The organism is Paenibacillus sp. USDA918EY (genome assembly GCF_009870825.1).
GTDB lineage: Bacteria > Bacillota > Bacilli > Paenibacillales > Paenibacillaceae > Paenibacillus_AQ > Paenibacillus_AQ albilobatus.
Map to the genome: position 1 here is coordinate 19984 of NZ_WTWY01000010.1, position 22070 is coordinate 42053.

At 54.4% G+C, this 22070-nt stretch carries 17 protein-coding genes and 2 pseudogenes; 3 read left to right on the top strand and 16 right to left on the bottom strand.

Annotated features, from left to right (window positions below):
- Positions 1-189: 189 nt before the first annotated feature.
- Positions 190-616 (bottom strand): annotated as a pseudogene (locus GQY55_RS32115) (hypothetical protein); the annotation flags it as partial.
- A 258-nt stretch (positions 617-874) separates the two neighbouring features.
- Here GQY55_RS32115 and GQY55_RS19390 point away from each other — a divergent pair.
- Positions 875-1537, top strand: coding sequence for a YitT family protein (locus GQY55_RS19390; protein WP_160043681.1), 663 nt, complete (start codon positions 875-877; stop codon positions 1535-1537).
- A gap of 4 nt (positions 1538-1541) precedes the next feature.
- Here the strand turns inward: GQY55_RS19390 and GQY55_RS19395 are convergent, their stop codons facing one another.
- The 10 genes from GQY55_RS19395 to GQY55_RS19440 form a co-directional block, all read right to left on the bottom strand.
- Positions 1542-2765 (bottom strand): MFS transporter, encoded by a 1224-nt coding sequence (locus GQY55_RS19395; RefSeq protein WP_160043682.1) that lies wholly within the window; start codon positions 2763-2765, stop codon positions 1542-1544.
- 148 nt (positions 2766-2913) lie between these two features.
- A complete protein-coding gene (locus tag GQY55_RS19400; protein ID WP_160043538.1) occupies positions 2914-3231 on the bottom strand; it encodes a cupin domain-containing protein in 318 nt (105 codons plus the stop codon).
- Positions 3232-3292: 61 nt separating this feature from the next.
- Positions 3293-5638, bottom strand: a complete 2346-nt coding sequence (locus GQY55_RS19405; protein WP_160043539.1) for a DUF4962 domain-containing protein — start codon at positions 5636-5638, stop codon at positions 3293-3295.
- 29 nt (positions 5639-5667) lie between these two features.
- Positions 5668-6435 carry an SDR family NAD(P)-dependent oxidoreductase gene (locus GQY55_RS19410; protein WP_160043683.1) on the bottom strand — a complete coding sequence of 256 codons (768 nt, stop codon included), beginning with the start codon at positions 6433-6435 and terminating at the stop codon, positions 5668-5670.
- Positions 6432-8279, bottom strand: coding sequence for a cache domain-containing sensor histidine kinase (locus tag GQY55_RS19415; protein WP_236575744.1), 1848 nt, complete (start codon positions 8277-8279; stop codon positions 6432-6434). The genes GQY55_RS19410 and GQY55_RS19415 overlap by 4 nt, the downstream gene beginning before the upstream one ends.
- Positions 8279-9289, bottom strand: coding sequence for a helix-turn-helix domain-containing protein (locus GQY55_RS19420; RefSeq protein WP_236575721.1), 1011 nt, complete (start codon positions 9287-9289; stop codon positions 8279-8281). The genes GQY55_RS19415 and GQY55_RS19420 overlap by 1 nt, the downstream gene beginning before the upstream one ends.
- Positions 9290-9410: 121 nt before the next feature.
- The gene (locus tag GQY55_RS19425) at positions 9411-10988 is read right to left on the bottom strand and encodes an extracellular solute-binding protein (protein ID WP_160043542.1); all 1578 of its coding nucleotides are present in this window, start codon (positions 10986-10988) and stop codon (positions 9411-9413) included.
- Positions 10989-11108: 120 nt separating this feature from the next.
- Entirely contained in the window at positions 11109-11990 is an 882-nt protein-coding gene (locus GQY55_RS19430; protein WP_160043543.1) for a carbohydrate ABC transporter permease, read from the bottom strand.
- 40 nt (positions 11991-12030) lie between these two features.
- Positions 12031-12957 carry an ABC transporter permease gene (locus GQY55_RS19435; protein WP_160043684.1) on the bottom strand — a complete coding sequence of 309 codons (927 nt, stop codon included), beginning with the start codon at positions 12955-12957 and terminating at the stop codon, positions 12031-12033.
- A gap of 345 nt (positions 12958-13302) precedes the next feature.
- Positions 13303-15051 carry a protoglobin domain-containing protein gene (locus GQY55_RS19440; protein ID WP_160043544.1) on the bottom strand — a complete coding sequence of 583 codons (1749 nt, stop codon included), beginning with the start codon at positions 15049-15051 and terminating at the stop codon, positions 13303-13305.
- 520 nt (positions 15052-15571) lie between these two features.
- Here GQY55_RS19440 and GQY55_RS19445 point away from each other — a divergent pair.
- Positions 15572-16639, top strand: coding sequence for an aminoglycoside phosphotransferase family protein (locus tag GQY55_RS19445; RefSeq protein ID WP_160043545.1), 1068 nt, complete (start codon positions 15572-15574; stop codon positions 16637-16639).
- 151 nt (positions 16640-16790) lie between these two features.
- Here GQY55_RS19445 and mazF read toward each other — a convergent pair whose 3' ends face one another.
- The 5 genes and pseudogenes from mazF to GQY55_RS19470 form a co-directional block, all read right to left on the bottom strand.
- Positions 16791-17132, bottom strand: coding sequence for an endoribonuclease MazF (gene mazF / locus GQY55_RS19450; RefSeq protein ID WP_160043546.1), 342 nt, complete (start codon positions 17130-17132; stop codon positions 16791-16793).
- Positions 17126-18181 (bottom strand): AbrB/MazE/SpoVT family DNA-binding domain-containing protein, encoded by a 1056-nt coding sequence (locus GQY55_RS32120; protein WP_442953639.1) that lies wholly within the window; start codon positions 18179-18181, stop codon positions 17126-17128. The genes mazF and GQY55_RS32120 overlap by 7 nt, the downstream gene beginning before the upstream one ends.
- Complete coding sequence (locus GQY55_RS19460; protein ID WP_306434070.1) at positions 18075-18509, bottom strand: (deoxy)nucleoside triphosphate pyrophosphohydrolase; 435 nt, start codon at positions 18507-18509, stop codon at positions 18075-18077. Before GQY55_RS19460 ends, GQY55_RS32120 begins: the two co-directional genes overlap by 107 nt.
- Positions 18510-18840: 331 nt before the next feature.
- Positions 18841-19896, bottom strand: coding sequence for an amidase domain-containing protein (locus GQY55_RS19465; protein WP_236575722.1), 1056 nt, complete (start codon positions 19894-19896; stop codon positions 18841-18843).
- Between the two features lie 103 nt (positions 19897-19999).
- Positions 20000-20391 (bottom strand): annotated as a pseudogene (locus GQY55_RS19470) (polysaccharide deacetylase family protein); the annotation flags it as partial.
- A 191-nt stretch (positions 20392-20582) separates the two neighbouring features.
- Here GQY55_RS19470 and GQY55_RS19475 point away from each other — a divergent pair.
- Complete coding sequence (locus GQY55_RS19475) at positions 20583-22055, top strand: oligosaccharide flippase family protein (RefSeq protein WP_236575723.1); 1473 nt, start codon at positions 20583-20585, stop codon at positions 22053-22055.
- The last annotated feature ends 15 nt before the right edge of the window (positions 22056-22070 follow it).

Below are 22070 nucleotides of genomic sequence, written 5' to 3' on the forward strand. Positions count from 1 at the left end.
TCAGCATGAGCGCCCCATGCTTCGGCTCATCCTATTTCTCCTTCGGCAGGCCGTAATCCTGCCCGTGTAGTCCGGCTCAACCGCTTGTTTCTTTAAACCTACCCCTGTCCGGTCCCGAAAACATCCTGTAAACGAACCATTCGTACGGCATGCGTTTAAATCCCGAAAAAAAGACTGTTCGCAATCGAACAGCCTCTGGGATATCACGGGAGAATCCGGCCGATAACCGAGCCCCAGCAGCGCGTAGATCATAAAAAACGTGGCGCTTGCGTAGCTGTACAACGTTCCGTCGCCTTCGATCCGCTCCAGCATGTACCGTTCGGCCTTGCGGACCGCCCGGCTTGGCTTAAGCTTCGACGGTGGAGGACAAATGGCCGTCATCGTCGCCGTATTGCTTCCATTCGCCTCCCGGCGCCTGCGTCCGGGCAAGCCGCCCCGCCAGCCGCCGCATCAGCTTGGTTTCGTCCGGAAAAAGGGCGCTGAGCAGAAGGATCACCGCATCCGTCATCGGGCCGGTTTCGCAATCGTATGCCCATGCCCCGTCATGCCGCTGCCCGGACCGAATCCGGGATAGATAACGGCTGATTTCAGCTTCGACCTTCCGCATCATATTCATCACCGCTCCCTCATAACGGGTAAGAAATATCGCTCAAGCAGGTTAAACCGTTGTCCTTGATATTTCTTATCGTATGTGGGGAAAGCGGAATTGGTGGAGGTGTATACCCACCCGACGCGCGAATCCGGCGGGCTTTGACCCCGATGAAACCGGCTTGCGATAAAATTTCCCGGCATTCCCTTCCCTAGACAAGCATAGGATATTAGCGGTAGGCCTTGTCTGCTTTTATCATGTTCAGAAGGATGATAGCCCGTGAAAATGACGATGCTCTCCGGCCCCCATAAGGCTTTGTTTTACCGGAAGCTTCTCAAAAAATGGTTTCTGATCACCGCCGGTTCGATCGTGCAAGGTTTTGCCATGGCCGTGTTTTTGTTCCCCCACGACATTCCCTCCGGCGGCGGATCGGGGATTGCGGTTCTGTTGAATTACGCGTTCGGCATGCCGATGAGTCTCGGCTTCTGGTTCGCGAACTTTATCTTTTTGATTTGCACCGCCCCCTACCTCGGCAACACCAGCACCGTCGGGACGATTTATGTCATCACGGTCACGTCGGTTGCCGTCAATTTTTTCGAAGTGTACGTTAAACAGCCGTATCCCAACGTATGGATCGACCTGCTCATCGGTTCGGTTTTTCTTGGGACAGGCGTAGCCACGCTTATGAAGCAAAGGGTGTCCAACGGGGGGATCGGGTTCGCCGCCCTGGCGATTTACAAGTATAAAAAAATAAAACCCGGCACATCCCTGTTTTGGATGAACGGGTTTATATTCGGCCTGACGGCCTTGATCATCGACTGGAAAATCATCATTCTCGCCATCGCCTGCCAAATGGTGTCCACGCGGATCATCAACTGGATGCTGCGTTCCTCCCGGCCACGCATTAGACCGCGGTACGGATTCGCCTGGCGGAGCGGCAAAAAATAACCGCCTATCTTCCGCGAACCGGCTTCAGCAGGCCGACGGGCAATTTCCGCTTCGATTCAAAGCGTCCGCCGCCGGACGGCGTTCCTTCCTGATCGCCTTGATTCACCCGGATCATGAACAGCGCCAGCAGCCCGACCAAAAACGTCAGCCCGGCGATGGACAAAAACATGCCCAGACGCGACCAGCCCATCATCCACCCGAACAGCGGCGGGCCGGCCGCCACGCCGAAGAAACGGACCGAACCGTACAAAGAGGTGACAAAACCCCTTCTTTCTTTGCCGACGGCTTTCGTAATAAAGCTGTTGATGCATGGCAGTACGAGCCCCGTGCCCAAGCTGCTGACGGCGAGAATCGAGATGAACAGCGTCAAATGCCCGATAAATGACAAAAGCACGTACGACACGGTCATCAGGGCAAACCCGAGGACTATGAGCCTTTTCATCAGCCTCTTGTTTTCGCCGATTTTGCTGCCGGTAATGTAGGAGGTCGTGCACATCACGAGCAGCGGGATGGCGAGCACAAGCCCTTTTACGACACCCACGATGTTGTGGGGTTTCTCCAGTACGTCCGACAGGAAAAACAGGATGCCGAACAGCGCAAACAGGCACGTCGCGCCGGCCAGATAGGCCGTAAACAGCCAACGGCCCTCATGCTTGAACACGCTCGCCAATCCGTGAATGTACTTTTTAAAGGGCGGCGGCTCCTTTTCGGTTTTTTTCTCTTTGATGAATAACCAGGTTAAAATTAGAGACGCAAGCATAACGACCGGAAATGCAAAAAACACGCCGTACCAGACGACCAGAGCGATCAGCGAGCCGAGGATCGGGGATACGACCTTGCCCATGCCGTTGGACGCCTCCACCAGCCCCAAAACCCTGCTTCCCTCGGCCCCCCGGAACAAGTCGCCCGCCAGCGCCATGGCAATCGGAGTCGTCCCCGCCGCGCCGATGCCTTGAAGCGTTCGTCCGATCATAATCCACATGAAGGGATGCGAAAACATCGCTGCCCCAAGTCCGGCAAGGACGCCTCCGATGCCGTAAAGCAGCAGCGCCGGAAGGATGATCGCTTTTCGGGAAAGCCGGTCGGACAAATACCCCAGGATCGGGATGGCTAAAGCCGCCACAATCGAAAAAACGGTGATGGTCAAGCTGGCCTGGAAGGAAGAAATATGAAGCTCGGACCTCATTTTGGGCAGGATCGGAATAAGCATGGAGTTGCCCAGCGTCATAATGAGCGGAATCGAGCCGATCGCCACGATCGTCTTCGCCGATGAACGTTGTTCTGCCACGGTGAATTCTCCTTCGCAAGGAAATGCAAACCTTTCCCGTTTAGATTGTCCTTGCGCGGATGAGGTTATGCAGCCGTTTCCAAAGGCTTTAGGTTTTGATCAAGTCCGTCCGCAGCGGCGTGAAGCAATCGAGCAGCGCGCTTGGCTCCAGCGCCTTGGCGCCGTGCCTTGCTCCGCCGGGAATGACGATCGTTTCGCCGGCTGAAATGACCCGTTTGTCCCCGTCAATCGTAAATTCGACCCGCCCTTTCAGGCAGTAGGACAGCTGTTCATGCGGGTGGGCATGCTCGTAGCCTTCCGCCCCTTCCTCAAAATGAACCTCCATCATCATTAGCGAAGCCCCGGGCGGCATGATTTTGCGTCTAACGCCAGGCTCCGCGTCTTCCCATACGCCGATATTGCTCATAGGAATGCCTCCTCCTTCAGTTTGCTCGCGGCAAGTGGCCGCTTCGATCGCTTCGTAGCCGTTAAAACGCCTTCGGGATTTCGATCTTAAACGTTTTGCCGTTATCGGTAAGATACAAATTATAGCTGAACCCTTGGTCGTCCATAAAATAAGAAACGTACTTGCCGCGTTCATCGAGCCGTTTCGGCAGCAAAAGCGTGGCGATCCGGTGCGACGACGCTTCCTTCGTTTCGGCCGTCAGATGCCAATGCTTGTCGAGCCCTTCGATTTCCGCCGGATCGACGCCGGCAAATTCATTCGTTTGGCTGAGCGCCAGCTCGCCCGACGAGCTGAAGATGAACCGCCCCTCCATCAGCGCCCGTTTGCCGTTCACGTGAAAGGATTGCCCGCGCAAATCCATTTTGCGCAGCGTATGGAACAGCCATTGCACCCGGCCCGGCCGCTCCAGATCGACGGCGTCGACGACGACGAAATACGCGTTTTGCACAAAATAAATTTCCCGCCTGTACTGCTTCAAATAAGGAACATGTTCCTGATACGCCTGCGTCGGGTTCATGCGGACGTACGCGTAATCCTTGCCTTGGCGCGCGTCTTCAACCTCGCCTTTGGCCGCGATGTTCAGCGCCTTGTTCATGTCGGCGAACTGCCCTTGGCCGTCGATCAAAATGGCGTTTTTCGATCTCGTCTGCCTGCGCCAATGCAAATGCATGGAGCTGTTAAAGGCGACGTAATAGCCGCTTTCCACCGCCAGCGGTTCGCCGTATGCATGCAGCATAAACGCGCCCTGGTCCCCGTGGCTGTGGCTGACCGAGCCGTAACGGCTGCTTTTGGCGACCAAAGAAATCTGCTCCTGCGGATCGTGCATCCGGTGATGCATCGCTACCCAGCCGACGTCGCGAAACCATTTGACCGGCTCGATGTCGGACGGCTCCACGGCTTGAACCCGGGGATAATTGCGGTAATAAAGCAAATCGTCGTAATGAAAATCCCACCAGCCGTAATTGTAAAACATCCGGTCCGCTTCCGGATTCCGGTCCTTCAGCTGCTCGTAATACCACTGGTACCAGCCGTTCCCCGTGATCCCGGCGTACTGGCGCATATTGTAACCGACCTTTTTGATGATGTCGTCCCCCAGCGTCGAGTTGTCGCCGAACGACGTCCGGGTAGATGTCGTCGGGCTGTAGCAGTAGAGCGGAAAATCGCCGGTATGGCGGAAAAAAGGCCGCTCGAACACGTTTAATCCGGCAAAGTTCTTCAGCAGATCAAGCGCTTCGGTCAAATAAGCCATGCCCGTCGTCCAGTAATGCGGACCCTCGGCCCAGCCGCCGTCGGCGCCGCCCCATGGGGAAAACAGCGTGTAATAATATTCGACCGTATAATCCAGCCACGCCTTCGCCTGCGGCTCGTCGTCGAACAGCGCGATGCAGCAGGGGACAAGCACCGAAGACAAGGAACGGACCGCATGGCTGTCGTACGGGATGTGATGGATTTTCGAGCGTTTGATCACGTGGTCGGCCACCTGCTCCGTTCTGCGCAGCAGCCGCCCGCGCACCGTCTGCCGTTCGCTTTCGGTCAGCTGATCGTGCAGCCAGTCATATCCCCAGGCAAGCGCTCCCGCGATCCGAAAGGCGGCTTCATCGTTATAATCCCGGCTTGTCGGCCCTTCCGGGTCCCAGGAGGCGGCGTGCAGCAGCCACGCTTTCGCTTTGGCAAGCACATCGGCATCCTGCAGCACGACGCCCGCGATGCTCAGATGCCGGATGGCGTACAGCACCTCCTGGCAGGCCAGATAACTTTCCCGCCATAACGCGGCCGTCCGCCGATGGCCCGGATACGGCCCCGGTTCCGCGATCAGCTCGCGCGTCAGCCATGGCTTGACGGAATGCTCGTAAAACGCGCGCCACCCGGTGCCCTCCGCATCCTCCGCGATGCTGCCGCGGCACGCGTCGATTTCGCCCGGCTGCAGCCACAGCCTCGGGTGGCCGCTCTGCACCCGGCGGTAACGGTCCGCCGCCGAAGCCAGCGGCGTCTCGGGCAGTCCCGCCGGTACATGGAAGGCGCGCACGACGCTCCATTCGGACTGCCCTCCCGCCGCGACGCTCCATTCGGATTGCCCACCCGTGCCTCCTTCCGCTTCAAGCAGCGCGTACCGCCAGTAATAATCGCCCGGCTCCAAGGCCTCGTCCGGCGTGAAAAAGTTGTATCCTATAGGCTCGTATCTTTTCGTCGTTTCCTGCCGAAACTCCGGGGAAGATGAAATCTCCAAGACGTACCGGTCATCCTCCAGCTTGGCCGGAATCCACGTGAAGCGCGGCGGATTTTCGTACAGCACGGTGTCTTCCCGCGGCGCATACTGAACGGTCAGGTCCCCGCTTACGGGCTGAAACAACGCATTTACTGCATTCATGCTTTTCCCCTCCATGTGCCATGTCGTCGTTAACGCATAAACAATCCGCCGTTCACTTCGATCGTCTCCCCGGTCAAGTAATCCGACAACGGCGACGCCAGGTACAGCACCGCATTCGCCACGTCCTGCGGCGTGCCTTCCCGCCCAAGCGGGATTTTGGCGACGGTCGCCGCGCGGCCTTCGTCGGAGGTGAAGGTCGCATGGAAAGCCGTCTGCCCGATAAATCCCGGCGACACGCAGTTGACGTTGATGCGATGGCCGGCCAGTTCCTTGGCCAACCCTTTCGAATAGGAAATGACCGCCGCTTTGCTCGCCGCATAAACCGATGCGCCGGGACCGCCGCCGTCATGCGCCGCGATGGACGTCATGTTGACGATTTTTCCGCCTCCCCTGCGGATCATGCCGGGAATGACCAGCTTGCTTAAAAACACGTAGGACTTAAAGTTCACGTCCATGACCCGGTTGTAATGCTCCTCCGTCATGTCGACGTTCGGCACGCGTTTCACCAAGTGGCCCGCGTTGTTCACCAAAATATCGACCGGGCCGCCAAACTCCGCCTGAACGGCTTCAACCATGGCCTCCAGCTGTCTTGTATCGGTCACGTCCGCCCCAAACGCGGCCGCTTTGCCGCCGGCTTCCGCAATGTCTGCGACCAACGCTTCCGCCTGCTCCCGGCCGCTGCGGTAATGTACGGCTACCGCGGCGCCGGCAGCGGCCAGCGTCGTTGCGATCCCGCGGCCGATCCCTGAGCTTGCCCCTGTCACAAGCGCGATTTTGCCATGCAAATCCACTGTTATCCCACCCTCTCTTCGTATATGCATGCCATGCTGCCGTCCAGCGGCAGCGACATCGTAATGGCCGTCCCTTGTCCGGGGACGCTGTCGATCGTCAGCCCGTAAGCTTCGCCGTACACCATTTGAATCCGGCGGTGCACGTTCATCAGGCCGAGACCGCCTTTATGATAGATCGAACCCGTATCGGATTCGGCCAGCCGGTTCAGCCGCAGCTTTTCCCGCACGGAACGCAGCCGTTCCGCCGTCATGCCCGCCCCGTTGTCCTCCACGACGACGTGGAAACGCTCTTCCTCTATAAACGCGCCGATCCGGATGCGGTGGTGATCCTGCACGCCATCCGGAAACGCATGCTGGAACATGTTCTCGATGAGCGGCTGCAGCGTGAGGCGCACCGTTTTGTGCAGCAGCAGCTCCGGCGGAATCGCCACGTCCAGCTCGAATTCGCGCTGCGTCCGGTACTTTAGGATCGTCATGTAGCTGAGCACATGCTTCAATTCGTTGACGACCGTAATTTCCGCCAAATTCGTCTGAAGCGCATACCGCAGCATGTGGGCCATCGCTTCGACGATCTCCATGATTTCTTCCGAATCCTGAACGACGGCGTAACATTTGATCGTCTCCAGCGTGTTGTACAGGAAATGCGGATTCATCTGCAGCTGCAAAGCCTGGAACTCCGCTTTGTGCTGCTCCAGCGCGATCCGCTGCAAATTCAGCTCCGTTTTGTTGGACCGGATTTCGGCTTCGTACACCCGCTCGATCATCTCGGATAACCGCGTCAGCATCATGTTGTAGCTGCGGATCAAAAAGCCGAATTCGTCCTGGCGCCCGTCATCGTCGATCGTTTTCCATTCGCCTTTATCCATCATGCGCATGTTCCGCACCAGCTTCTTGAGCGGCTGCACGAGCGAATTGCCGAACCGGCCGGCGAACCACAACGCGATCATGAGCGTAAACGCGCCGGCGATCACCGTCGTGTACCGGATGCTCATGATCGGCTCGCGCAGCTCGGACACCGGCACGGAGATGACCATCCGCCAATCGGCCGCATGCAGCCGCTGCGACACGTACATTCGCCGCTCGCCGTTCGCCTTTGCCGTGAACGTGTCCCGGTCTCCCGCCAGCAGCTGACGTTTGATCTCCTCATTCATGTATTCATCCGCGGCAACCTGATCCGGTTGATCGACGAAATGGCCCTGTCCGTCCACGATGAAGGAATATCCCTTTTTCCCGAGATCCATCCGGCCCCACAGCTTCGATATTTCCTTCGTGTTCAGCTTCATCCCGAGAATGCCCCGGGGCTGGTGGGAGACGATCCCGCGCACGCGGCGGATGAACGTAATGTACTGGGCGTCCCCCGGGGCGACCGAAGCCGAATTGATCAGCGCCCCGAGCCCGTCCTTCGGGATTTGCCCTTCGATCAGCTCATAATACGCTTTATAATCCTTCACTTCGTCCTGAATGATGTCTTTCGTCGTAATCGCCTTGCCGTCCTGATTGATGACATAAATCAAGTCGATCTGCGGGTAGATGATAAACGCCTGATCGAACTTTTTTTGAATCCGCTCGGACAATTCGTAATACTGGAAGCTGTTGTCCGGGTCCATCTCCATGAACTGGAGCACGTCGCGATCGGACAAAATCGTTTTGCTCGCATTGTCAAAGGTCTGCAAATACAAATCCGTATGGTACGCCGCATGCGCGATCATTTGCGACAAATACCGCTCAAGCTGGCGATCCAGCAGCTTCGAGGATTGCACGTACGTAATGGCGCCGACCACCGACAACGAAATGACGATAAGCACCGTAAAATAAAAGAAGATGCGGTGCGATATGCTTTTGCCGAACATCAAGAAGAGATCCCCAGCTTCTGCCGGTATTCGGAGGGCGAGATGCCCTCGTATTTTTTGAAGGTTTTCGTGAAGTTGGAGTGGTCGGCGTATCCAACCGCGTAAGAAATGTCCGTGATCCGGTGCCGCTCCTCGCCGAGCATCCGCTTGGCGTATTCCATGCGCCGTTTCGTGCGGTATTGAACGAAGGTCTCGCCGGTCGTCTGCTTGAACATGACGCTGAAATAATTCGGATGCAGCCCGAGCAGGTCGGCCACCTCCTCCAGCGAAACCTCGCTGGCGAGGTTGCGTTCGATATACGCCTTGGCCTCTTCGATCGGGTCCTTCAGCTTGCCTTTCCTCCGCCGATGCAGGCTTTCCAGCGTCTGCCCGACGCTGTCCCCGAAGCGGCTCCAGGCATCCGCAAACGGCAGACCGCGCTCCAGATGCAGGCATTCGGCAAGCGGAATATGGACATCCCTTGCTTTCAGCTTTTTCATCAGCAGCGCATAAAACTCTTCGAGCATTTCGGTCTTCTCGGAATCATGCAGCCGATAGGCCGAAATCTCGTCCGCCCATGACTGCAGCAGCTCCTGCGCCTGCACGCGGTCCACGTAATAGATCGCCTGGTCGAAGCGTTCCAGCCATTCATCGATTTTGGCCACCGACAAATAGGCGGAGCGTCCGAGTTTGGACGCACGCTGCACGAGCCGCCCCAGCGTGTCATGCAGCTGCCTTTTGCCGATCGGTTTCAGCAGGTACTCCCTCACCCCGTAGCTCATGCAGGTCTGGGCATACGTAAAATCGTCGTACCCCGAAATGACGACCGTCTGCACGGGAACGTCCATTTCGGCGAGTTTTTCGCATAACGCCAGGCCGTCCATGACGGGCATGCGGATATCCGTGAATACGAAATCGGGGAGCTCTTCCCGGACCGCCTCCAGCGCTTCCGCTCCGTTGGCGGCCTCGCGAATGGACGAGACCGGAACCCCGGATTGCCGAATGAATACGGTCAGACCTTTCAATATCATGGGCTCGTCATCAACAATGAGAATGCGATACATTCGCTCGAACAGCTCCTTTCGATTTCGTTCATCCGGGATCCCGGAGTTTTGCTAAAATCCAGCGTCCGCAAGGCCGGCTCTCGCCGGTTTATTTTCGCGGCAGGAACACGCCTTCTTTTTTCTGGAACCGTTCGTTCGCTTCGGCCAGCACGTCCTTGCCGCCTTTCGATTTCCATTCCTCGATCACCTTCGACCAATTTTCGATCGGCTCCTGGCCGTACACCATTTTCACCATATGCGTGATGAGGACCGGCGGCGGCGTATCCGACAGCGGCGTAATGTCCGGGTTCTTTTTAAGCGCTTCCAATCTGGGCTCGAATTCCATGCCGTCGCGGCCTTCATTCGCGAGAATGTTATCGAACACGCTCATCAGGTTGCGCCCTTCTTCCGTCAGGCTGAGCGAACCTTTGTTATAAGTCGTATCCTGCACGAGCCACAAAAACGACTGGCGGTAACGTTCTTCGTCGACGGCCTGGGCATCGGTCGGCTGCTTGTAGTCGATTTTGTCGCCGTTCATCGTGTAGTTCTCGCCTTCGACCCCGAACGTGAAGAACTTCTCCGCTTCGTCGGACACCATCCAGTCGAGGAATTGAACGACCTTCTCCGGATGTTTGTATTTGGCGTTGATGAAATAGGAGCGGTTGACGTCCCCGTACAAATAATATCCGCCTTTGCCGTCGGGTCCGACCGGAGACGGAATGATTTCCAGCTTCGCGTTCGGCACCGACTCCTTCAGCTGGGTTTCCCACTGGATCAGCTCGTTGGCGTTCATCGACCAGATGCCGGCTTTGCCCGCCAGGATCGTGTTTTTGAACGTCGTCGGATTGATCGTCGCGAACTCTTTATTGATCAGCCCTTCATCGTACATCGTTTTATACGTGGAGAGCGCTTTCATCATGTTTTCCGAATCGAAAAACTTCGGCTGCACCTCGCCGTTCGCTTCTTCAAACTGGCTTAAATACGGGAATACGTCGTACGCACCAAAGAATGTATCCGCATATTTGAAATCCTGCCTTCCCATGTACGGGTTCTCCACGCCGAGTTTTTTGAAGGCGCGCAGCACGTTCAAATACTCGTCGACCGTCTTCGGCACGGGCAGTCCCGTCTGATCCAGCAAGTCTTTGCGAATCCACGTCGCCCGGCGGGAAGGGTTGGACAGCCATTCCGGGATACCATAAATTTTACCTTGATAGGTCATGCGATTCCAAGCTTCCTTCGGAATTTTCTTGAGCAGGTTCTGTCCATACTGCTGCAGCAAATCGTCGAGCGGCATGAATACGCCGGCTTCCACGGAACCCGCCATCTCTTTGCCCGTCACGCCGCCCTGGCCCTGCACCACGTCCGGAATGTCGTTCGTCGCGAACATTTGCGCCATTTTCTGCTCGTATTCCTTATGCGGCACGAGACGGATATCCAAATCCGTTTTCGTCAGCTCTTCGAGCCGTTTCACCCATTTGTCCTGGTTGATATCTGGCGATTTCTCGACATGTCCGAAATTGAGCGTCCGCAAGGAAATCGAAAACTTCGTGACCTCATCCGCTGCCGCCTGCTTCGTTTCTTCCTTGCTTTCCTCCTGCCCGCCGGACGCCTCCTGTTTTCCCGAGCATCCCGCCAGCAGCCCTGCAGCCATAACGCCCGCCAGCAACAAGCTTGCCCATTTTTTCATGTTATCCCCTCTTCTCAAAAAAATGATGTTTGCAGGTCATGGATGATTTTCGCTAGCCAGATTGTATCGTTAAAGCCCCAGCGACCGTGAGGGAGCAACTTCATGTGCGCTGGGCATTTTTTAAGATTTGACCGCTCCGAGCGTAAGCCCTTTCACGAAATGCCTTTGCAAAAACGGGTAAATTAAAATGATCGGCAGCGTCGCGATCATGATCGTCGCCATCTTGATGCCTTCCGGGGACGTAAACGCCAAATCGCTGAACTGCGAGGCGCCGGGGTCAATACTGATATCGTCCGTTTCGAACATTTTTTTCAGCTTGACCTGCAGCGGCCACCATTTCGGCTGATCGATGTAATACAGCGCGCTCATGTAGGCGTTCCAATGCCCTACCGCGTAAAAAATGCCGAGCGACGCCATCACCGGCTTGGACAACGGCACGACCATGCTCGTCATGATTCTCAGCTCGCCGCATCCGTCGATGCGCGCGGAATCGATCACCTCGACCGGAAGCTGCTTGAAAAACGAATGCATCACGAAAAAGTTGAACGCACTGATCGCTCCCGGCAGAATCAGCGCCCACGGCGTGTTCATCAGGTGCAGGTTTTTGATCAAAATGAAGTTCGGAATAAGCGGCGCGCTGAAAATCATCGTCACCAGCACCAGCAGCACGACGATCCGCCTGCCCACGTATTCCTGCCGCGATACCGGATAAGCCAGCGTCGCCGTGGCGACCAGATTGACCAGCGTGCCGGCCACCGTAATGAACGCCGAGACGGCAAAGGAGCGCCAAATGGACGCGTCGCTGAACACGTATTCGTAATTGATCAGCGTGAATTCGATCGGCCAAAAGGTGACCTTTCCCGACGTAATCGCCGCCGAGGAGCTGAAGGACTGCGCGATCACGTTCAGGAACGGCAGGAACATGACCAGCCCGAGAATCGTCAAAAACAAAATATTAAACGCGTTAAACGTTTTGTAGCCGCCGGACATTTTCCGGTTCATGGGTCCTCCTCCTCTTTATCGGGATGTTGCGTTAAATCCTCTAATACAGGCTTTCGCCCGTCGTCTTTTTGCTGAAGAAGTTCCCCGCCATCACGAGCACCAGGCCGACCACGGACTTGAACAGCCCGACCGCCGTCGTGTAGCTGTACTGCTGGGACAGCAGGCCCGCCCGGTAAATGTACGTGTCCAAAATTTCTCCGTTTTCCGTGTTCAGCGCGTTGAGGAACACCCATACCCGTTCAAACCCGAAATCCAGGAACTTGCCGATATGCAGCAGGAACAAAATCATGATGGTCGGGAGCAGCGCCGGGAGCGTGATTTTCAGCGTCTGCTTCCAGCGGTTCGCCCCGTCGATTTCCGCCGCCTCGTACAGCTCCGGGTTGATCCCCGCCAAAGCCGCCAGGTACAAAATCGTGCCGTACCCCGTATCGCGCCAAATGCCCGAGCCGACCAGCACGCTGCGGATGTAACGGTTATCGCCTAAAAAATAGAGCGGGTCGATGCCGAACAACCCGAGCAGCTGATTGAGAATGCCCGTGGCGGGCGACAAAATGGCGACGGACATGCCGGCGATGACGACCCAGGACAGGAAGTGGGGCATGTACACGACCGTTTGGACCACCCTTTTAAACATGACAAGCCGCAGTTCATTGAGCAAAATGGCCAAAATGATCGGCGCCGGAAACGCGATGACGAGGTCGTACAGCCCGATCAGCACCGTGTTTTTCAAAATCCGCAAAAAGTCGTAATGCTCGAACATCGTCTTGAAATGCGCAAAGCCTACCCACTCGCTGCCGGTAAACCCTTTAAAAATGTTGTAGTCCTGAAACGCGATGATCGAGCCGCCAAGCGGAATGTACTTGAAAATGAGAAAATACAAAATGCCGGGGAGCGAAATGATGTACAGCGCCTTATACTTCCACATCAGCCGGGCGATGCCGCCGCTCTTGACGCGTCTTCGCCCCATGCCCGGGGGCAGCGCTTCGGCCGCTTCGGGTTTCGTTGACATATCGATCCTCCTTCTGCCGTATGGGAATAGGTTAGAGACTCAAAAGTTTTCGGATTTTGCCAAATCCTCTACTTTCATACTAACGGCGGAAGGCGGGATGCTCCATGGCTGGATTCTTTGTGGGCTGGTGATTTTTTAAGGTGGAAAAAAGGGATGGATCGGAAGGAGGCATTGCTTGGAGAATGAAACGGCCGGGTGCCGCTCGCGGGCATAAAAAAGCCTCCTCTCCTGGGGTGGAGAAGAGGCGGTTGCATGTTCCTTATAGGGATTCGTTCAAAGCGCGAACTGCCTTGGAGAAAAATCTCAGGCTTGCTTGCGTTTGCGTCCAAACAGCTCCTGGCGAAGTTCGTCCAAATGCCCCAGCACCTCGCGCGATGCTTCTTCAATCGGCTTCAGCACGTTGCTGGATTGGGACGCCGCGGTTTTGCCGTCCATCATCCGGGAGGCTTCCTTCGCCAGCCGATGGATTCGCTCATGCGGTTCATCGAGCGCCTGAAAGGACGGCAGCTTGGCAAGGGTCTCATCGGTTCGGCGTTCATCGTACCACTTGCCCAAACGGCATGCATGATGGTCCCCCGCCGACTCGAGATCGAGCCGATGAAAACCGAGCAGGCTGTTGTATACCCACCAGCGCCACAGCAGATGGTCGGTTTTTACGGTGCGAAGCGTCTGCTCTTCGCTCAGGCGCGGAAACAAACCAAGGGTTTGCAGCCGCAGCCCGTTTACTTTTTTGCTCGCTTCGTAAATGTCTTTGCCTGTCGCCAGCGCATGCTCCTGAATCCGTTCCTGATGCTCCAGCATGACGGCCGTGCGGGCCGATATGTCTTTCGTTGCCACGGCTTGCTCCTGTACGACCGCCGCGATGCCGGACGTGGATTCGCCGATCCCTTTGATCAGCTGCATCATGTGGTCCAGACTGCCGATCGCTTCCTGCGCGCGGTTTACGTGCCCGAAGATGTCCTGCTCCATCTCTTCGGTTTGGCGCCGGACATCGAACGTCGTTTGATCCATCCGGGCGATGCTGCTTGTCACCTGCTCCACCGAGCCCTTCGTCTGTTCGGCCAGCTTCCGCACCTCGCTTGCGACGACGGCGAAACCTTTGCCGTCCTCCCCGGCTCTCGCCGCTTCAATGGATGCGTTTAAGGCCAGCAGATTCGTCTGCTCCGCCACCTCGCGGATGAGGCCGACAACCTGGGTCACGTTTTGCACCGTCTCATGCAGCTCTTCGAAACGGCTGCGGGTGTCCGCGAACCGTTCGATGATCGCCAAAAATCCGTTCAGCGCCGAAGCGATCACTTCCTGCCCCTGCCGCGCCTGTTCCTGCATCCCTTTGCTGCTCGCCGCCATGCGGGTGGCGTGTTCGGCCACCTCCTGAACGGATGCGGAAAGCTGCCGCGCGCCCGTACTGACATTGTTCGTCTCATCCAGCGATTGCGCGACCGAATCGAGGAGCGGTTTGATTTTGTCCATTTCGATCAACGTTTCGACGATTTGGCTGTTCGTTTCGATCACCTGGTAATGATGCGCTTCATCGTACGCTTCCAGCACCAGCTGCGTGTCCAGCGTGATGATCCGGTTCAGCGACGTGATGATCGCCGCGGCTTTGTGCCGATTCGGAAATTCCTCTAATATGAGCGGAACAAGCTCTTCATAAATCCGCGTGAACGCTCCGATAAACCATTCCGGCGCAAGCTTGATGCGGCTGTGGATATGACCGATCCGCATCCGAGATTCGAAATAGGACAAATCAAGCTCCACTCGCGGGATCGATTTCAAATAAGCGATAAACGTGCCGGTCAGGCGCTCCCTGTTGCTGTGCTGCCGGATGATCTCCCGCATCTCCGGAACCTGCGCCAAAATTTCGTAATGCCGATGGGTAATCCGCTCCGCGTGCGCATCCATCAGCGCGGTTAACCGGCGCACGTTCTCCAAATCGGTCTGATGAATTTGCAAAAACTCCAGCTTTTGCTTTAAATGCCCCTTCGCCTCAATGTCGGTCGAAGCCTGCAAAGATATGTCATCATCCCTCCGACTCTTCTTTTGAAAAAACATCTGATCCCCTCCTGTTGTGTTTGGCTCTCGTTGATCATGCCAGCGCTGCAGCCTATTAACCTCTCTCGATTTATCCCTGACGCCGCTTTCCGGCATTGTAGAAGGCTGCCGCCGGCTTGCGTAGGAACTGGTTGCCGAGACAATGCGCCCATCTCGAAACCGTTTACGATTCCTGCTTTCTTATTTATCGGCAAATCTGGTTAAGAACTGGATATGGACAGAAGCGTAAATTTCATGAACACAAAAAATGCACCCCTTAAGAGCGTGCCGGATGAACTGATGCTTGGGTTCCTGCTTCGCCTTTAAAAGGTGCTTTCGAAAAATATTAAAAAGCGGATGTGAACGCTTGACTTGCCGCCATATCCCCTTTGCGGATGATTGCAAGAAAAATGGGCTGTTCATGGGAAGAGTTACGGGCGTGCATCCATACACTCCCTGTTGGGACGAATAGGATAGGATCAAACGTCCATCTTCGCTCCTCGGGGCAGCATGGCCGTGATCGCTGAAGGGAGTGCTTTCCATGCCCGTTCCATATCCACGCTCGCAAATTCGCGGCATCGCCCGCCAATTCGGATTGAACATGATTTCCTCGGCGCCGATGCCGTCCCTTTACCGTAAACATGCCGTGATTCGCATGCAAACGGAAACGGGAACCTATGCGCTAAAACCCTTTATCAAAAGCGAGCTTCTTCGCACGAGCACCGTGAAACAAATGAATTCAGCCGCAGATGATGTCAGGCATTTGATGAACAGCGGGTACTTGCACATGCCGCCGTGGCTTCCGGCGAATTCAGGCAAGCTGTGGATTCTGGATCGGGGAAGGCCTTTCTACGTTACGGCATGGATCGAAGGGCGCCCCATGCAAACGGCGCAGGACTTTGAGCAGCTCGGGCAGGCTTTAGCCGCGCTTCATGCCATCCCCCCGGGAAAGGCCGGTCTCAAACGGGCTCCCGCCCTTGAACAAATTCGGTTATGGAAAACAAAGGATTCCTTCTTCCGCAAAACGACGGCGCGTTTGCATCAAAAAGGGAGATACCGAAGATGGATCGAAACGTACGGCAAAGCCTGCACATCGCTTTCGGAACGGGCATGGAGCGAGCTCGCCACCCCGGAGACGATCCGGCTCATCAAGGACGAAGCCGCTCGTCCCTCATTCGTTCACAACGACGTCACGATGCCGAATGTCATCCTTTCCGGCGACGGGCGTCTCTTTCTCATCGACTGGGACCGGATTCGGCTGGGCTCGGCCTTTATCGATACGGCTAAGGCGATCAAAAACACGACCCAGTTCAATCCCGAGTTCATCCAATCGTTTCTGACAGGGTACGAACAACACCGGCCATTAGGCAAGGCTGCACGAAAAACCATCGCCGCCCTTTATGCGCTCCCGCTCGAAGTTTGGTCCGCTTTCCGTTTCCCTTCCCGCGCCGGCAGCCGGCAAATGCTGCGTACGATAGACCGGACGTGGCAGCAGCGGGTAAAGGCGGTGGAGTTTATGGATGCGTGGGCGGGGTTAGCTTCCGGTATTCCTTGTCCGTCAAATATTCACAGAAAAATGGGGCGGCTTCCTCGGGGAGAATCGACTTGAACCACTCGTCCAGTCCCCGGTCCAGCATGACGAGCAGCATGATCATAAACAAGCTGACGCCGGTAGAATACCGAAGCCAGCTTGTATCCTGGAGTTTTTTTCGTTGTCCACTAAATGGGGTCTTGACCAAGGTCTCGGAAGCATTATTTTGTCAGAGGATTAGCAAGCTCAGTTTTGAAATAACTTCGGAGAGGGTTTTGGGCGGAACTTTGCAGATGAACATCGCTTGACGGGACTGCCAGTCAAGGCTCTTAACCTGATCGGCAAGGATTACTCCATCAATCGGCAAATCTTGCGGAATAATAACTTCAAAGGGGTAGCTTTTTCTCCTTGAGGTTATCGGGCATAACAAGGAAAGTCCAACCTTTCCATTATAAGCTGCAGGAGAAACCACTAGTGCCGGACGCCTGCCTGCCTGTTCATCCCCCGCCTGCGGGTTGAACTGCAACCAAACCAAGTCGCCGCGATCCGGTATATATTCGTTTTTTACCATGCTTCCCGACCTTCCGGCTCGCCTGTTGACACCTCTTCATGAAGGTTCTCAGGTGTAACTTGAGTAAGAAGCTCCCCCAGTGTAGTGGACTTCGGCTTGATAACCAAGTGGCCGTTTTCCACATCAAGATCGATCTCCGACCCTTCCTCCAGCCCAACCTTCAAAGCAAGGGATTTCGGGATGCGAATGCCTAGACTATTGCCCCACTTTTGCACATGAAACATGGAACCGCCCCCTGAAAATGTATATACAAAATACAAATGGAAGTGAGTTCTTCCCTGCTTGTCCTCATGAGAATCCCAGTCTACCTGGCCCTCAAATTGAAACAAAGACATATAGGACCTGAATTTTTGCTGAATTTCGCTTACGCGCATGCTAATCGTTGTTTCCAAAAGATCCTGCAATTCGACCGTCCGCTGCTCATCCGCCTCCAGCAGAATTTTGGTCCGCTTATATTCATCCTCCAGCTGCTCATAGTTTTCCTTGGCAATTCGGTAATTTTCAGGAGCCGCAGGATCTACTTCTTCCTTTCTTGCTTCTTCAAAGGTAACTTCCCCTTTTTCCGCATCTGTCCGAAGCGCCCTAATTGCCGGTTTCTCTTCCTTGGCATATTTCTCCGCATAAATTTGTTTAGCCTCGTTAAAGATCTCAGGCACTATTCCCTTCATGTCTTCAATCTTCCTAGCGAGTACCGTCATTTCTGATTCCGCATTCTGCTTTCCTTCTTCCGCTTTGTGGTGTTGATTGTGAAGTTGATTCACCAGCTGCTTCGTAAGCTGCAGTCGATGCCCTACATCGCCAATCTCCCGGTCCAGCTTTCTTCCTTTCTTCTCCAGTTGCTCCAAACGGTTGAGATGAAGCGCCGGCAAAACAGTAACCGACCGATCCGGAACAACCGAATGCAAAGAGACATGATCCAAGTCGTTCGGAGGTTTGATCCCGTCAACGCTTCCGCTGAAAAAAATCGTATATTTTAATGTCTTCCACTGACAGTGCATGTCCAATTGAGCATCCCGCTTCAGCTGCCAGTATTTCAACGAACTTAACATCTGCGGGAGCAAAGGTATACTCAACTAGTTCATGCCGCTTCACCCAACGAACCTCGTCGTGATCTACCAGTTGGATGGAGCCGTCAATGAACCGGGCCTTATATGCAATCAGTTGGATATGCTTTTCGCCATAATGATGATCGTTTGTTCCGAACCATGCGTAAGGCTCGATCGTGATTTGCATCTCCTCGCGAAGCTCGCGTTTCAGACAGTCGATTGGCGATTCTTCTGGCTCCAGCTTTCCTCCCGGGAATTCCCACAGGCCTGCCTGCGGTTTGCCGGGCTTTTTTCTGGCGATGAGGACTTGTCCTTGCTCGTTTTCGATGATGGCTGCGGCGACTTAGATCAAAGGGGGGAACCTCCTTATTAATAGCTCAATTAATCTTTTTCCTAACAACTATTATCTCATTATCCCATATTGTCCTGAGCTTGTTTTTGTTTTTTAGTTCGTTTTAAGACTAGTTTGTTTCACATATTCTACAATCTCTTCATCGAGAAGAGCTTTTTGTTCCATACCCCGATGATATATTTGAGAATACACTTGTTTTGTCAGCACATATTAGTTCTAAACAAAAAAACTCCACACCCTCATGATGTGAAGTCCATTTCAAACTACTCAAACCATCCCTTCCATAAACACCCCAGGGAACCGCACACCCCTAATCCCTAACATGAATCAAAATATACTTCGTCGTTTGGTCCCAGCCCAAATCGAAGGGGACGCGATACCGATCGGCGGTATGCGAGTTCACCAGGGGATAGCCGTTGGCGTCTTGCCCGACGACGATGGAAAAGTGGTCCGTGTCCCCTTTCAGCTCGTAACCGATAAGATCGCCCGGCTGCAGCTTGGCAATCGCGCCATGCGGGTGCTTGTCGCTGGAGCGCGTAATTTCTTCAAAGGTCCCTTTTGCAATGAGGCGGCCGTAACCGGAGTAAAACAGGAAGCGCTGAAAGGCATCCGTCTGCACCCATGCCTGGCTCCCGCCTCCCCGATATCCCCATATGCCGGACATCGGCAATCCGCCGCCTTCCTTTTTATCGCCAAGCACCTGGGATGCGAAATTCGTGCAGTCTCCCCCCAGCGACGTATAATCCCGATAATTCCGGTTGTACCGGTTGTTATTGCCGGCCCCCCAAGCCAATCCCGCATATTTGTTGGCGTAAGCGACGGCACGCTCCCGCTTGTATCTTCCTTCTTTTTTGGGAGCCTCGGGTTCGGGCGAAAGATGCGGAAAGCCGGAAGGGGAATCCGGGATTAAATCCGGGTTTTCTTCAAGCGGATCGAGATACCACTCCTTTTTTATGATCCATCCGTCGCTTGTCTTTTTTAATATGAGGGCATGCCGGGTGCCGAGCCCAAAGGATTGCGGGGGAACCGACAACGTCTTGTAGCTGTAAGAAATTTTGGCGGATTGGACCAAGGAAATAACGGCTTGATCTCCGCTTGCCTTAAAACGGGCGATTCGAATGCGCGGTTCAGCGGCGACAAGCCGAAGTCCGCGTTTTTCAATCCATGCATGGATGTACGCTGCGCGTTTTAATTCCATTTGATAAGCGTGGCGGCCCCCGGCCTCGGACAGAGCGTAATATTTCTCAATCGACTTCGGCTCCTGATGAATAAGCAGACTGTTGCGATCTTGATACAATTGCTTCAAAAACGGCATCATCTTTTCTTTATCATCGTCCTGCTCGGGGGAAAGCGCATAAGTATTCAATGGCGATAAGCAAAGGGTGAAAGACATGCCAATCAGCAAAAGCAATCGTAACACAGCAAAAATCTCCCTTATTGTTTTATCAATTCATCGAATTTTCCATGTTTCATTTGCCTTCCGGCAAATCGAGAAGTTCCGGGACGGTTACTAATTTCACTCCGTTATTTCGAAACGTTCGAATGATATCCGGCAATGCTTGGACCGTTCCGGATAAATCTTCCCCGTGCCTCCGGCCGCGTGCTGAAGGATAATGGAGCCCGGATGTTGACCAGCCAGCCATTGAATTTGTTTTTCACTGATATTTCCGTACGGAGGTCTTATAAACGTTGGTTTGAATCCCGAGATGGATTGAATTAAGCGATCCGTCGTTATAACCTGTTTTCGAAAATCGGGATCACTTAGTTTGGGCAAATTCGCGTGACTGTATGAATGATTTCCGAGGGCATGTCCTTCCTTTACGATTCGCCGGGCAATTTCGGGATGTGCTTCAACCCGGTTATTGAAATTCAACAATTATGCTTCCCACCATGAAAATGGAATATCCCTAAAAAAACGCTATCCATATCTTGGTCCTGGATAATTTTTCACCCCCTATCGGACTACCTCCATCACTTCGTTCATATAATTTTGGGACAACGTTTCTTTGGGGTGAGAACATGCCGCTTCCTTCCTTCCTAAAACAAACCGTATTGCGCACTGGCATCATTTTTCTGGTTAAAGCCATCGGGCTTACTGTCCGCATCCCATTGTTTCGTCTGCTCGGCTCGGAAGGAGCCGGCATCTACCAAATGGTATACTCGATCTTTGGATTCGCGCTTACGCTCATCGTAGGCGGCTTCCCGACATCGCTGGCACTCATGACGGCCAAAAACCCGGCGCGCGGACTGCAATTTTTTAACCGTTTGTTTGTCCCGTTTATCGTTTTGGGTGTTTGTTCCGGTTCCATCGGCTTCGCTGCAGCGCCGTATCTTGCGCATGTTCTCGGAGACAGCCGCCTGACGTTCCCCATCCGCTGCATAACACCTGCGCTTGCCATTATTCCCTTGTTGCAGCTATACCGCGGTTTTTTGCAAGGGATCGAGTCCTACATGCAAATATCCGCTTCCGAACTGATCGAACAAGCGGTACGCGCCGGCACGATGCTTTTACTGGCTGTCTTATGGATAAAATACGGCATGCATGCCGCCGTCGGCGGGGCCGTGTTCGGTGCATTTACAGGCGGCGTGATCGCCCTGTGTTTTTTATGGGGGTTGAGATACAGAAAAAAAACGACGTCCGCCCTAAACTTGGACGAAACGTCGACATTACGCCGGTCCATGTTGGGGCCGGAAGCATTTCTTTTTATGAAGTCGTCCCTTGCCATCATGCTGACCCGTTTAATTTCGCCCACCTCCGACCTGCTCGATGCGCTTATTATTCCACGCCGGCTGCAGATCGCAGGACTTAGCCACGCGGGTGCCGTCGCGGTTTTCGGAGAAATATTCGGCATGGCATCGATCATCGTTTACCTGCCAACCATTGTTACCGCGGCATTGTCGTATACGATGGCTTCTAAACTGTCGGCCAGTTGGCAAAACGACAAAAGGGATGATTTTAAAGAACGGTCGAATTTATGCTTGGAAATCGGATGGTTGTGGGGGATCAGCTCTGCCATGATCCTGCTCTTTCATGCGGACGAGCTCTCCAAGCTTGTCTTTGGAAACGAAGATGCGGCTGAGGCCATTCGCTGGATGTCTTTTGCCCCCATCGTGGCGGGCATGAGGGAACTTACGACAACGATGTTATGGACGATCGATCAAAAAAAGGCGCCTTTAACCGGTTCTCTCCTGGGTCTCGTCTGCTCAGCGGTTGCCGCTTATTGCTTAACGGCCATTCCCGGGTTCGGTTACGCCGGCGCGGCCATCGGCATTTTCTTGTTCGAGCTCGTTCCGTTGCTCTGGAATGCTCTTGTTTTGCGCAAACATTGCAAAGGTGTATTATCCATAGGCCGCTTATTAAGAGCCTCGCTATTTCTTGTGCTGATCCCCTTTCTCCATACTCCATTGGATGTCTTTCTGGTGCATATCGGCCTGGAATCTTCGGTTATCCGATCGATTGTAAGCTTATTGTTTTTTACCGTGAACATTGGGTTATACATCTTGTACCGATATCGGAAAAAATAAAGCCCTATCTATCAT

Coding starts and splice junctions, on each gene's coding strand:
- GQY55_RS19445 (WP_160043545.1), top strand. CDS start 15,572: ATGCCCGTTCCATATCCACGCTCGCAAATTCGCGGCATCGCCCGCCAA.
- GQY55_RS19405 (WP_160043539.1), bottom strand. CDS start 5,638: ATGAATGCAGTAAATGCGTTGTTTCAGCCCGTAAGCGGGGACCTGACC.
- GQY55_RS19440 (WP_160043544.1), bottom strand. CDS start 15,051: ATGTTTTTTCAAAAGAAGAGTCGGAGGGATGATGACATATCTTTGCAG.
- GQY55_RS19420 (WP_236575721.1), bottom strand. CDS start 9,289: ATGATATTGAAAGGTCTGACCGTATTCATTCGGCAATCCGGGGTTCCG.
- mazF (WP_160043546.1), bottom strand. CDS start 17,132: ATGGTAAAAAACGAATATATACCGGATCGCGGCGACTTGGTTTGGTTG.
- GQY55_RS32120 (WP_442953639.1), bottom strand. CDS start 18,181: ATGTTAAGTTCGTTGAAATACTGGCAGCTGAAGCGGGATGCTCAATTG.
- GQY55_RS19430 (WP_160043543.1), bottom strand. CDS start 11,990: ATGAACCGGAAAATGTCCGGCGGCTACAAAACGTTTAACGCGTTTAAT.
- GQY55_RS19390 (WP_160043681.1), top strand. CDS start 875: ATGACGATGCTCTCCGGCCCCCATAAGGCTTTGTTTTACCGGAAGCTT.
- GQY55_RS19435 (WP_160043684.1), bottom strand. CDS start 12,957: ATGGGGCGAAGACGCGTCAAGAGCGGCGGCATCGCCCGGCTGATGTGG.
- GQY55_RS19425 (WP_160043542.1), bottom strand. CDS start 10,988: ATGAAAAAATGGGCAAGCTTGTTGCTGGCGGGCGTTATGGCTGCAGGG.
- GQY55_RS19415 (WP_236575744.1), bottom strand. CDS start 8,279: ATGTTCGGCAAAAGCATATCGCACCGCATCTTCTTTTATTTTACGGTG.
- GQY55_RS19395 (WP_160043682.1), bottom strand. CDS start 2,765: ATGACGCTGGGCAACTCCATGCTTATTCCGATCCTGCCCAAAATGAGG.
- GQY55_RS19400 (WP_160043538.1), bottom strand. CDS start 3,231: ATGAGCAATATCGGCGTATGGGAAGACGCGGAGCCTGGCGTTAGACGC.